Origin of the sequence: Brevundimonas sp. (assembly GCF_050729455.1) — a bacterium.
Classification (GTDB): Bacteria; Pseudomonadota; Alphaproteobacteria; order Caulobacterales; family Caulobacteraceae; genus Brevundimonas.
Genome location: NZ_JBOHLI010000019.1, coordinates 1 through 11603 on the forward strand (window position 1 = coordinate 1; position 11603 = coordinate 11603).

The following is an 11603-nucleotide window of genomic DNA, read 5'->3' on the forward strand; positions in this document are numbered from 1 at the left end:
ACATTAAACTAGCCAGCAAAGCAAGACCGACCCTGTATCCCGCCTCCTGGACCTTTGCCGCCACGGGCCTGCGCGCCACCGCCTCATAGGCGTAGAACATCAGATGCCCCCCATCCAGAACCGGAATGGGCATGAGATTTAGAAAGCCGATTCCGACCGAAAGTATGGCGGCGAAGCTGGTCAGCGTCAGCAGGAGATTTCCCGCCATGGCCAGGGGATCGGGATTGGCGGCCACCGCGGCGTTGGTCAGGGCGCCCGACGCCTTGGCGATGCCCAGAGGGCCGCTGAACTGATCGCCCGATTCGCGGCCGGTGAAGATGCGGCCGATGTAGGTGAAGGTGGTGCTCAGAATGGCGCCGGTTTCCTTGAACCCCTGCCCCACGGCGGCGAGCGGTCCATAGCGGACATGACGCACCTCGTCTCGGCTGGAACCCAGGCCCAGGCCGATGCGGCCGACCGAAACCCGTCCGGCGATGGGATCGTTCTCGACCCGACGCTCCGGCGTGGCCGTCAGTTGCACGTCGGCGCCCGCGCGCTCGACCGTGAACTGCACGGGATCGCCGCTGCTGAGCGCCACCACACGCGTCACCTCTCCACCGTCGGCGATCAGCTTGCCGTTGACGCGGGTGATCAGATCCCCGGGCAGGAAGCCAGCGGCGGCGGCCGGGGATTCCGGCTGAACCTGCACGACCCGCGCGGGACGAAGCTCGACCCCAACCAGGCTGAACAGCAGGGTGAAGATGAAGATGGCCAGCACGAAGTTGGCGAAGGGGCCACCGGCGACCACCAGGGCGCGCTGCCACAAGGGCTTGAAATACAAATAGTCCTTCTCGGCGCCAGGACCGTGGGCGGCGACGACTTCCTTCTTCAGGGCGTCCAGACCCGCCTTGTCCGGCACGCCGGTCGCGTCCAGATCACCGGCGAACTTGACGTAGCCGCCCAGCGGCAGCCAGCCCAGCCGCCATTCGACGCCCTGCTTGTCGGTGCGCTGGAAGATGGCGCGGCCAAAGCCGATGGAGAAGCGCTCCATCTTCACCTTGAAGGCGCGCGCGGTCAGGAAGTGGCCCAGTTCGTGAATGGTGACGACCAGGGTCAGCACCAGCAGGAACGGCACGACATAGATCAGGGCCTGCCCAAGAACACCTAGCATCCCAGTCATGTCTCCTGTCGCCCTCAGGCAGCAATCGCGAGCGAGGCGATGATGTCGTTCGCAATCCGCCGGGCCATGGCGTCCACGGCCAGGGCCGCATCGCAGGCGTCGTCGGAACCGGAACCCACCCCCGCGTTCGTCGCACGCTCCAAGGTGTCGGCGACGACTGCGGCAATATTGAGAAAGCCCAGCCGACGGTCAAGGAAGGCCAGGGCCGCGACCTCGTTGGCCGCGTTGAAGACGATGGGCGCCGCACCCCCCGCCGCCAGGGCCTCGCGCGCCAGCCGCAAGGCCGGGAAGCGCGCCTCGTCGGGTGCCTCGAAGGTCAGACGGCCCAGAGCGGCCAGGTCCAGCCTGGGCGCCGGCCACGCCAGACGCTCCGGCCAGGCCAGGGCGCAGGCGATCGGCGTCTTCATGTCGGGAGGCCCCATCTGGGCCAGGGTCGAACCATCCACATATTCCACAAGGCTGTGGATGATTGATTCCGGGTGGACGACGACGTCGATCCGGTCGCCCGTCATGGCGAACAGATAGGCCGCCTCAATCAACTCCAGCCCCTTGTTGGCCATGGTGGCGCTGTCGACCGAGATCTTGGCGCCCATGCTCCAGTTGGGGTGGGCCACCGCCTGCTCCGGGGTGATCCGGCCCATGGCCTCGCGCGGCAGGGTGCGGAAGGGGCCGCCGGATGCGGTCAGCACCAGCTTCGCCACCTGTTCCGGCGCCTCGGCCGGGAAGACCTGGAAGATGGCGGAATGCTCCGAGTCGACCGGGATCAGCTTGCCGCCGCTGCGCTTGACCCGCTCGATCAGCGCCGGGCCGCAGCAGACCAGGCTTTCCTTGTTGGCCAGGGCCAGGGTCGCGCCGGTGCCGGCCGCCGCCCAGGCGGACCGCAGCCCAGCCGAGCCGACGATGGAGGCCATGACCCAGTCCACGGGCCGGCTGGCGGCCTCGACGATGGCTTCGGGACCGGCCGCTGCCTCGACATCCGTGCCGGCCAGCGCGTCGCGCAGTTCCGACAGGCGGGCGGGGTCGGCGGTCACGGCCAATCTGGGACGCCAACGCCGGGCCTGTTCGGCCAGACGGGCGATATTGATCCCGCCCGTCAGAACCTCGACCTGAAACGCGCCGGAGCCCACCTGCTCGGCCTGATCCATCAGATCCAGGGTAGACGTGCCGACTGAGCCGGTCGAGCCCAGCACGCTGACCTTGCGGGCGATCATGCGCTGCGCTCCAGCATCAGGACGATCACCCGCCCCGCCGCCACGACCACGACCGCGAACATCAGGCCGTCGACCCGATCCAGCAGGCCGCCGTGGCCGGGAATGATGTTGCCCGCGTCCTTGACCCCGAAGCGGCGCTTGAGAGCCGACTCCCACAGGTCGCCCGCCATCGTGGCCAGGGCCGCCGCCAGACCCAGGACGCCGCCCCAGAAGACGTTCAGACGGCCCATGTCCAGCCAGCCCGCCATGGCGGCGCCGGCGATCATCCCGGCGATCAGGCCGCCGATGAAGCCCGACCAGGTCTTGTTCGGCGAAAAGCGCGGCCACAGCTTGGGTCCGCCCACGGCGCTGCCGACCAGATAGGCCAGGATGTCCGACGCCCAGGCCACGGCGAAGACCAGCACGGTCCAGTAGAGGCCCTGCGCCGTGTTCAGGTCGCGCAGCCAGATCAGCAGGACGCACGGCCAGCCCAGGTAGAGAACGCCATAGGCCGCATCCAGGGCCTCCGCCCCACGCGACCGCGCGAACAACCCGGCCGCCAGAGCGCCGAAGACCAGCAGGATCAGCGCCAGGGACATCTGGCCGATCTGGGCGGCGATCACCGCCGTAATCAGCGCCACGGCCACGGCCACGCCCACCGAGCGCCAGAAGCGCGGCGCGCTCATCCGCGCCCATTCAAAGGCCAGCAGACCACAGGCCGCCATCACCAGGGCGCAGAACCAGCCGCCACCGGCCCAGGTGGCCAGCACCGCAGCCGGTGCCAACACCACGGCCGAGGCCGCTCTCAGGCCGATGTCGCCTATCTTCAACGCCATCAGATCGCCGCCGTCTTCGCTGCGGTCGCATCCGGCAGCACGTCGCGGCCTCCGTAGCGCCGCTCGCGGTCAGAATACAGGGCCACCGCCTCGCCCAGCGCCTCGGCGCCGTAGTCGGGCCAGAGGATGTCCTGGAACACCAGTTCGGCGTAGGCGGCTTCCCACAGCAGGAAATTGGACAGTCGCTGCTCGCCCGAGGTCCGCACGATCAGATCCACCGGCGGCGCTCCGGCCGTCGACAAGCCGGCGCCGAGGTCGTCCTCGGTCACTTCGCCCGTGAACTGTCCTGCGCGGGTTTGATCGACCAATCGCTGGGCCGCGTCCGCCAGATCGGCGCGGCCGCCGTAGTTGAACGCCACCTGCAGCAGGAAGCGGTCATTGTGCGCCGTCTGCGCCTCGGCGCGGTCGACGATGGCGGCGATGTCGGCAGGCAGGCCCCTGCGACGACCCAGAACGCGAATACGCACGCCCGCCGCCTCGAGCCGTTTCAGGTCGCTGCCGACGAATGATCGGACCAGCCCCATCAGGTCCGACACCTCGTCCGCAGGACGGCTCCAGTTCTCGGTCGAGAAGCCGAACACGGTCAGGCAACGGATGCCGAAGTCCGGCGCCGCCTTGATCGTGCGCCGCAGCGCCTGGACGCCCTCGCGGTGGCCCATCACCCGCGGCAAGCCGCGACGCTCGGCCCAGCGACCGTTGCCGTCCATGATCAGGGCGACGTGACGAGGCCCCTTCTCAGGCGCCGTGGCGACGGTCTCGGCCGACATTGTGCATTTCCCTCCCGACGCGAAGCTGCGTCAGACCTGCATGATCTCGACTTCCTTGGTCTTCAAGGCCTCGTCGATGCGCTTGATGGCCGCGTCCGTATCCTTCTGGACCTCGGTTTCCATCTTCTTCTGTTCGTCCTGGCTGATCTCGCCGGCCTTCTCGGCCTTTTTCAGGTCGTCGTTGGCGTCGCGACGGACGTTCCGCACCGAGATCTTCTGCTGTTCGGCGTATTTGCCGGCCAGCTTGACCAGGTCCTTGCGGCGCTCCTCGGTCAGCGGCGGGACAGGAATACGCAGGGTCTGGCCGTCAACGATCGGGTTCAGGCCCAGGCCGGCGGCGCGAATGGCCTTCTCAACCGCAATGACCATGCTCTTGTCCCAGACGCTGACCGAGATCATGCGCGGCTCGGGCACGCTGATGGCGGCCACGGCGTTCAGCGGCGAGGTCGAACCGTAGGCTTCGACCTGAACCGGGTCCAGCAGGCCCGCGTTGGCGCGGCCCGTGCGCAGACCGGCATACTCTTCCTTCAGCGCGGCGACGGACTTGTCCATACGATCGCGATAGGTCTTGAGCTCGGGCTTGGCCATTATGGTCTTCCTGGTCTGTCGTTCGGGTCGAGGGCCGCTCAGGCGGCCTTGTTGGTGATGACGGTGAAGGTGCCTTCGCCGCTCAGGGTCTTGCGCAGCGAGCCCTCCTCGCGGATCGAGAAGACCACGATCGGGATGTCGCTGTCGCGCATCAGGGCGATGGCCGAGGCGTCCATGACACGCAGGTCCTTGGCCAGAACCTCCTGATAGGTCAGGGTTTCATAGCGGGTGGCGGTCGCGTCCTTCTTGGGGTCGGCGGTGTAGACGCCGTCCACGCTGGTGCCCTTCAACAGGGCGTCGCAGCCCATTTCGGCGGCGCGCAGGGCAGCGCCCGAATCGGTCGTGAAGAAGGGGGCGCCCACGCCGGCGGCGAAGATCACCACCCGGCCCTTTTCCAGGTGACGCATGGCGCGGCGGCGAATGTAGGGTTCGGCGATGGCGGCCATCGGGATGGCGCTCTGGACCCGCGTGTCGACGCCGATCTTTTCCAGCGCGCCCTGCATGGCCAGGGCGTTCATGATGGTGGCCAACATGCCCATGTAGTCGGCGTTGGCGCGGTCCATGCCCGCGGCAGCCTTGGACAGGCCGCGGAAGATGTTGCCGCCGCCGATGACCAGGCAGATCTCGACACCCTCGCGCGCCACCTGGGCCACTGCGGCCGCCACGACGTCGACGGTCTTCATGTCGATGCCATAGGACTGCTCGCCCATCAGGACCTCGCCCGAGACCTTCAGCAGGACGCGCTTATATCGGAACTCGGAAGGGGCGTCGGGCATGGGTATGGGTCCGTGGATACAGGGGTTACGCATCCGCGCGAAGTGAATCGGCGGCTCATCATAGACGAAGGGCGCGCCGGCCATCAAAGCCGAACGCGCCCTTTTGAAAAATCTTCCCTTTCAGGAAGAAGCTTCGGTGTTAGTTGCCGCCCATCATCGAGGCGACTTCCGACGCGAAGTCGGGGCCTTCGACCTTCTCGACGCCTTCACCCAGAGCCAAGCGCACGAAGCCGGCCAGGTGCAGGTTGGAGGAGCCCAGTTCCTTGGCCGAGTTGGCGACCAGTTGTTCGATGGTCACGTCCGGATCCATGACGAACGGCTGCTTCGACAGCACCACGTCCTTCTGGAACTTGTTGATCTGACCTTCCACGATCTTCTCGATCATGTTTTCGGGACGGCCTTCTTCCTTGGCCTTTTCGATCAGAACAGCGCGTTCCTTCTCGATGGCGGCCGGGTCCAGGTCGTCCGTGTTCAGCGACAGCGGCGCGGTGGCGGCGACGTGCATGGCGATCTTGCGGCCCAGTTCGCGCAGGGCGGTCTTGTCGCCCTCGCCTTCCAGGGCGACCAGCACGCCGATGCGGCCGACGCCCGGCGACACTGCGTTGTGGACATAGGTCGAGACGACGCCTTCCGACACCGACAGGCGGGCGGCGCGGCGCAGTTGCATGTTCTCGCCGATGGTGGCGATCATGTTGGTCACTTCGTCCTGGACCGTCTTGCCGGCTTCCAGTTCGGCGCCGTGCAGGGCTTCGACCGTGTGGTGGTCCAGGCCCAGTTGGGCGAACGACTTGGCGGCGTTCTGGAACAGATCGTTGCGGGCGACGAAGTCGGTTTCAGCGTTGAATTCGATGGCGGCGGCGACTTCGCCCTTGCCGTCTTCCTTCGACGCGACAGCGACCAGACCTTCAGCGGCGACGCGGTCAGCCTTCTTGGCGGCCTTGGACAGGCCCTTGGCGCGCAGCCAGTCGATTGCTGCTTCGATGTTGCCATCGTTTTCGACCAGCGCCTTCTTGCAGTCCATCATGCCGACGCCCGAACGCTCGCGAAGTTCCTTCACGAGGGCGGCAGTGATCTCGGCCATGTTCTTCTCCTGAAAATTCAAATGAGCGGCCGGGCATGGATAGCCCGGCCGCATGTCAGTTTGGCGTAGGCCCGATCACCGACCGGGCCCCGAGGGCGTCTTAGCCCTCGACCTTTTCTTCAGTCGTCGCGAGCAGTTCTTCAGCAGCGCCTTCCGTGCCGGCCGGAGCGACTTCGGCTTCAACCGGGGCAGCAACGGCTTCACGCAGCATCGGCTCGACCGGAGCTTCCGAAGCGCCCAGGTCGATGCCCGAGGCCGAAGCGCCAGCGGCCAGACCGTCCAGAACGGCGTCGGCGATCAGGTCGCAGTAGGTCTGGATGGCGCGGGCGGCGTCGTCGTTGCCCGGGACCGGATAGGTGATGCCGTCCGGATCCGAGTTGGTGTCCAGGATGGCGATGATCGGGATGTTCAGCTTGCGGGCTTCCTGGATCGCGATCGCTTCCTTGTTGGTGTCGATCACGAACATGATGTCCGGGATCGAACCCATGTCCTTGATGCCGCCCAGCGACAGTTCCAGCTTGTCCTTCTCGCGCTGCAGGTTCAGCAGCTCTTTCTTGACGCGGCCTTCGCCGCCGGTGGCCAGAACGGTTTCCAGCTCGCGCAGGCGGGCGATCGAGCCCGAAACGGTGCGCCAGTTGGTCAGCGTGCCGCCGAGCCAGCGGTTGTTCATGTAGTACTGGGCGCAGCGCGTGGCGGCTTCAGCCACCGGGCCGGCGGCCTGACGCTTGGTGCCGACGAACAGCACGCGGCCGCCCTTGGCGGCGACTTCGCGCACGGCCACCAGAGCCTGGTGGAACAGCGGCATCGTCTGCGACAGGTCGATGATGTGGATGTTCGAGCGCGAGCCGAAGATGTAGCGGTCCATCTTCGGGTTCCAGCGGTGCGTCTGGTGGCCGAAGTGAGCGCCGGCTTCCAGCAGCGTACGCATCGAGAATTCAGGCAGAGCCATGATCGTGGTATCCTTTTTCCGATCAAACCTAGCGCGGGCGATTAAAAGGACCTGCGGTCCCTCGGAACGGTGCAGGCCGGGATGTCTCCCCGGACCGCGCCACGCCCACGTGCGAAGTGCGCGCGCTCTCTAGGCGTATTGTTCGGAAAAGGCAAGCCAATCAGTCAGAAGCTGCGCCCGTCCACCCGCGTCGCCGTCCAGGCCCAGGGCTCGACATCCGTCAGCGTCCGCACATTGATCGCCGCGACCTCGGACCCGTCCGGCGCCACGCCATAGCCGAAGGGCTGGACGCCGCAGGTCTTGCAGAAGCGGTGATCGATCTTGTGCTGATTAAAGAAATACGAGGTCGTCGCGTCCTCGCCCACCGTCTGGCGAAAGGCCGCGCGCGGCGCGAAAGCCAGGACGAAGCCCTTTCGATAGCAGTGCGAACAGTTGCACTCGATCAGGCCCTCCAGCCCGACCTCGACCTCATAGGCCACCGCGCCGCAATGGCAGGAACCCTTGTGCGTCGTCGTCTCGGTCATCATGCATCCTCCAGCATCACCACGCCCGGCGCCGACTTCAGCGCCCCACGCAAGGCCGCGTCCAGTCTATAGCGGCCAGGCAGCTTGATCTCGACCTCGGTGCGGCCGCCCAGTGTGGCCTGCAGCCAGACCTCGCCGCCCTTGCCCTGAGCCCGCGCCCGATCCAGCCGCGCCTTCAGCGCCTCGGCGTCGGCCGACTGCGCCGACAACACGACCCGCAACCCGATCTGGGCGTCGTCCAGCAGGACGTCCATGCGATTGGCGTCATCACCGAAGAAGCGCACCTCGCCGTCCGCTGACTTGGCCCGCACCTTGACCAGAACAGACGTCCCGACTTCGAGAATCTCGCGACAGCGACGCAGTTGTTCCGGCGGGAACAGGCATTCAAACTCGCCCGTCGGATCCGAGAAGGTGACGAAGGCGAACTTCTCGCCGCTCTTGGCGCTGGCCCGTTCCTGACGGCGACGGACCACCCCAGCCATCATGAAGGCCTCGTGTCCCGCCTCGGCCAGGCCTTGCGCCTCGGCCACAAAGGTCACCCGCTTGCGCTTCAGCGCGGGCGTCAGGTCCTCCAGCGGATGCCCCGACAGGTAGAAGCCGACGGCCGACAGCTCCTGATCCAGCTTGTCCGGTCCGGCCCAGGGTTCGACGCTCTTCAGCCGCGGCCGCGCGGCCCCCGCCTGATCCGCCCCGAACAGACTGACCTGAGACGAGGCGCGCTCGGCGGCCACGCTCTGGCAATAGGCGATCAGCGTATCCGCCTGCTCGAACAACTGACGACGGTTGGGGTTGAGGCTGTCGAACGCCCCGGACTTGGCCAGACCTTCCAGGGCCCGCTTGTTGACGGCCTTGGGATCAACCCGCTCCAGGAAGTCGAAGATGTCGGCGAACGGTCCGCCCGCCTCGCGGACCTCGACGACGTGCTTCATCGCCTCCAGACCCACGTTGCGGATGGCGCCCAAGGCGTAAAGGACGCTGCCCTGCCCGTCCTTCCACGCCACGTCGAAGTCGGCGGACGACCGGTTGATGTCGGGGGCCAGGACCGGCACCTCGAAGCGACGGCAGTCCTGATAGAAGACCGCCAGCTTGTCGGTGTTCGACAGGTCGAGGCTCATCGAGGCGGCGAAGAACTCGACCGGGTGATTGGCCTTCAGCCAGCCCGTCTGGAACGAGATCAGGGCATAGGCGGCGGCGTGCGACTTGTTGAAGCCATAGCCTGCGAATTTGGCCACCAGGTCGAAGATGGAGCCGGACTGCCCTTCCGGCACCGACTTCTCGGACGCGCCCTTGACGAAGCGGAGGCGCTGGAAATCCATCTCCTCCTTCTTCTTCTTGCCCATGGCCCGGCGCAGAAGGTCGGCTTCACCCAGGCTGTAGCCTGCCAGGATCTGGGCGATCTTCATCACCTGTTCCTGGTAGATGATGACGCCGTAGGTCTCGGTCAGCACCTCCTTCAGACTGGGGTGCAGATAGTCCACCTCGGCCCGGCCGAACTTCCGGTCGATATAGGTGTCGATCATCTCCATCGGCCCCGGCCGGTAGAGCGAGATCAGGGCGGTGATTTCCTCGATGGAGCCGCAGCGCATCTTGCGCAGGGTGTCGCGCATGCCCTGGGATTCCAGTTGGAACACCCCGACCGTCTGGCCCGAGGCCATCAGTTCATAAGTCTTCGCGTCGTCCAGCGGCAGCAGGTTCCATTCCGGCGCCGCGCCGCGCCGTTCCAGATATTCCCGCGCCCGGTCCAGCACGGTCAGGGTCTTCAGGCCCAGGAAGTCGAACTTCACCAGACCCGCCGGCTCGACCCACTTCATGTTGAACTGGCTGGCCGGGATGGTCGAGCGCGGGTCCTGATACAGGGGAACCAGTTCGGTCAGCGGCCGGTCGCCGATGACGATGCCGGCGGCGTGGGTCGAGGCGTTGCGGTACAGTCCCTCCAACTCCAGCGCCGTTTCCAGCAGGGTCCGAACCGAGGCCTCGGCGTCGCGCGCCTCCTTCAGGCGCGGCTCCAGGTCGATGGCCTGAGCCAAGGTCACCGGGTTGGCCGGGTTGTTCGGCACCATCTTGCAAAGCCGGTCCACCTGACCCAGCGGCATCTGCAGCACCCGGCCGACGTCACGCAGCACGGCCCGCGCCTGCAGGGTGCCGAAGGTGATGATCTGAGCCACCCGGTCCTTGCCGTAGTGGTGCTGCACATAGTCGATCACCTCCTCCCGCCGCTCCTGGCAGAAGTCGATGTCGAAGTCGGGCATGGAGACCCGTTCGGGGTTCAGGAAGCGCTCGAACAGCAGGCCGAACCGCAAGGGGTCCAGGTCGGTGATCGTCAGCGACCAGGCCACCAGCGAACCGGCGCCCGAGCCGCGCCCCGGCCCCACCGGAATGCCCTGCAGCTTGGCCCATTTGATGAAGTCCGAAACGATCAGGAAGTAGCCCGGGAAGCCCATCTGCTGGATGATCCCGACCTCCCACTCCAGGCGGGTCCAATAGTCTTCTTCTGGAGCGGCGGGCGTGACCTGTTGCAGGCGGGCCTTCAGCCCCTCGCGCGCCTGATGCGCCAGTTCGTCGGCTTCCGAACGCCCCGCCCCGGTATCGAAGCGCGGCAGGATCGGCGCACGGGTCTGCACCAGGAAGGCGCAGCGTCGGGCGATGTCGATGGTGTTGTCGCAGGCCTCGGGCAGGTCCGCGAACAGGGTCCGCATGGCCTCGGCCGTCTTGAACCAGTGCTGGTCGGTGATGCGGCGCCGGTCTTCCTGACCGGTGAAGGCGCCGTCGGAGATGCACAGCAGGGCGTCATGCGACTTCGCCTGCGCCGCCTTGGCGTAATAGACGTCGTTGGTGGCGACCAGAGGCACGTCGTTGGCGTAGGCCCATTCGACCAGCCCCGCCTCCGCCGCCGGCTCCTGCGGCAGGCCGTGCCGCTGCAACTCTACATAGAATCGATCGCCGAAGACGCGCTTCATCTCCGCGAGAGAAGATAGCGCATCATCGCGCTTGTTCTGGACGAACAGGGGGTCGATCGGGCCGTCGGGACCGCCCGACAGCAGGATCAGGCCCTCGGACTTATCCACAACCTGTTCCCAGGGCACGCCCGGTTCGGACATTTCACCCGCGTCGAGGTAGGCGGCGGACGACAGGGCGCACAGGTTGAGCCAGCCCTGCTCGTTCTGGACCAGCAGCACCACGGTCGGAGTCTTGGCCCAGCGGTCGGCGATCTGACCGCCTATGCCCAGCACAGGCAGGGCGCAGGCCACGATCGGCTGGACGCCCGCGTCCCGGGTGGTCTGGCTGAATTCCAGAGCGCCGAACAGGTTGGCCCGGTCGGCCACGGCGACGGCCGGCATCCCCGCGTCTGCGGCCATCTTGCCGATCTTGCCGGCCTTGATCGCCCCTTCCAGCAGGGAATAGGCGCTGCGGACCCGCAGATGGACAAAACCCTGGCTGTTCGTCGTTTCCGCCAACACAAACTCCGCTGATCCCGGACGCCGGGACCTCTCATATCCGACCGCCGCGCGGCCGGATTGTGATCATGCAGGGAGTCGATGCGGCGATCACGTCACCAGGAAAGACGCCTGCCAGATCATCCAGACGAAGCCGCCGCACGACGCAAGCGACAGCATATCCCTCACCCAACGCGACATCGGCTTATCCCCAGCTCGCTTGTTCCTGAAACGTTCTATATTCCCGCTTTGTTCTCATTGCAAGCCGCCTTCTCGCTGATGCGCGCGACGCTCCGCCT

10 protein-coding genes are annotated in these 11603 nt (G+C 66.4%); all 10 read right to left on the bottom strand.

The genetic code is table 11. From position 1 onward, the window contains the following. Positions 1–1150 (bottom strand): M50 family metallopeptidase (locus ACREEF_RS06735; RefSeq protein WP_431564827.1); only part of this gene is annotated, 1150 nt, incomplete at its 3' end. A 23-nt stretch (positions 1151–1173) separates the two neighbouring features. Further along, positions 1174–2370 carry a 1-deoxy-D-xylulose-5-phosphate reductoisomerase gene (gene dxr / locus ACREEF_RS06740; RefSeq protein WP_431564828.1) on the bottom strand — a complete coding sequence of 399 codons (1197 nt, stop codon included), beginning with the start codon at positions 2368–2370 and terminating at the stop codon, positions 1174–1176. Then, positions 2367–3185 (bottom strand): phosphatidate cytidylyltransferase, encoded by an 819-nt coding sequence (locus ACREEF_RS06745; RefSeq protein ID WP_431564829.1) that lies wholly within the window; start codon positions 3183–3185, stop codon positions 2367–2369. The genes dxr and ACREEF_RS06745 overlap by 4 nt, the downstream gene beginning before the upstream one ends. Beyond that, entirely contained in the window at positions 3185–3952 is a 768-nt protein-coding gene (gene uppS, locus ACREEF_RS06750; protein WP_431564830.1) for a polyprenyl diphosphate synthase, read from the bottom strand. The genes ACREEF_RS06745 and uppS overlap by 1 nt, the downstream gene beginning before the upstream one ends. A 30-nt stretch (positions 3953–3982) precedes the next feature. Beyond that, positions 3983–4540 (bottom strand): ribosome recycling factor, encoded by a 558-nt coding sequence (gene frr, locus ACREEF_RS06755; protein ID WP_431564831.1) that lies wholly within the window; start codon positions 4538–4540, stop codon positions 3983–3985. 38 nt (positions 4541–4578) lie between these two features. Further along, the gene (pyrH, locus tag ACREEF_RS06760) at positions 4579–5316 is read right to left on the bottom strand and encodes a UMP kinase (RefSeq protein WP_431564832.1); all 738 of its coding nucleotides are present in this window, start codon (positions 5314–5316) and stop codon (positions 4579–4581) included. Positions 5317–5455: 139 nt separating this feature from the next. After that, the gene (gene tsf, locus ACREEF_RS06765; RefSeq protein WP_431564833.1) at positions 5456–6397 is read right to left on the bottom strand and encodes a translation elongation factor Ts; all 942 of its coding nucleotides are present in this window, start codon (positions 6395–6397) and stop codon (positions 5456–5458) included. Positions 6398–6497: 100 nt separating this feature from the next. Next, positions 6498–7346 carry a 30S ribosomal protein S2 gene (rpsB, locus tag ACREEF_RS06770; RefSeq protein ID WP_431564834.1) on the bottom strand — a complete coding sequence of 283 codons (849 nt, stop codon included), beginning with the start codon at positions 7344–7346 and terminating at the stop codon, positions 6498–6500. 164 nt (positions 7347–7510) lie between these two features. Continuing rightward, positions 7511–7873, bottom strand: coding sequence for a GFA family protein (locus tag ACREEF_RS06775; protein ID WP_431564835.1), 363 nt, complete (start codon positions 7871–7873; stop codon positions 7511–7513). Then, a complete protein-coding gene (gene dnaE, locus ACREEF_RS06780) occupies positions 7870–11325 on the bottom strand; it encodes a DNA polymerase III subunit alpha (protein ID WP_431564836.1) in 3456 nt (1151 codons plus the stop codon). Before dnaE ends, ACREEF_RS06775 begins: the two co-directional genes overlap by 4 nt. Positions 11326–11603 lie beyond the last annotated feature (278 nt).

What these genes read in the sequence shown, in the direction of transcription:
- dxr (WP_431564828.1), bottom strand. Translation starts at nt 2,370, where the DNA reads ATGATCGCCCGCAAGGTCAGCGTGCTGGGCTCGACCGGCTCAGTCGGC.
- ACREEF_RS06745 (WP_431564829.1), bottom strand. Translation starts at nt 3,185, where the DNA reads ATGGCGTTGAAGATAGGCGACATCGGCCTGAGAGCGGCCTCGGCCGTG.
- uppS (WP_431564830.1), bottom strand. Translation starts at nt 3,952, where the DNA reads ATGTCGGCCGAGACCGTCGCCACGGCGCCTGAGAAGGGGCCTCGTCAC.
- frr (WP_431564831.1), bottom strand. Translation starts at nt 4,540, where the DNA reads ATGGCCAAGCCCGAGCTCAAGACCTATCGCGATCGTATGGACAAGTCC.
- pyrH (WP_431564832.1), bottom strand. Translation starts at nt 5,316, where the DNA reads ATGCCCGACGCCCCTTCCGAGTTCCGATATAAGCGCGTCCTGCTGAAG.
- tsf (WP_431564833.1), bottom strand. Translation starts at nt 6,397, where the DNA reads ATGGCCGAGATCACTGCCGCCCTCGTGAAGGAACTTCGCGAGCGTTCG.
- rpsB (WP_431564834.1), bottom strand. Translation starts at nt 7,346, where the DNA reads ATGGCTCTGCCTGAATTCTCGATGCGTACGCTGCTGGAAGCCGGCGCT.
- ACREEF_RS06775 (WP_431564835.1), bottom strand. Translation starts at nt 7,873, where the DNA reads ATGATGACCGAGACGACGACGCACAAGGGTTCCTGCCATTGCGGCGCG.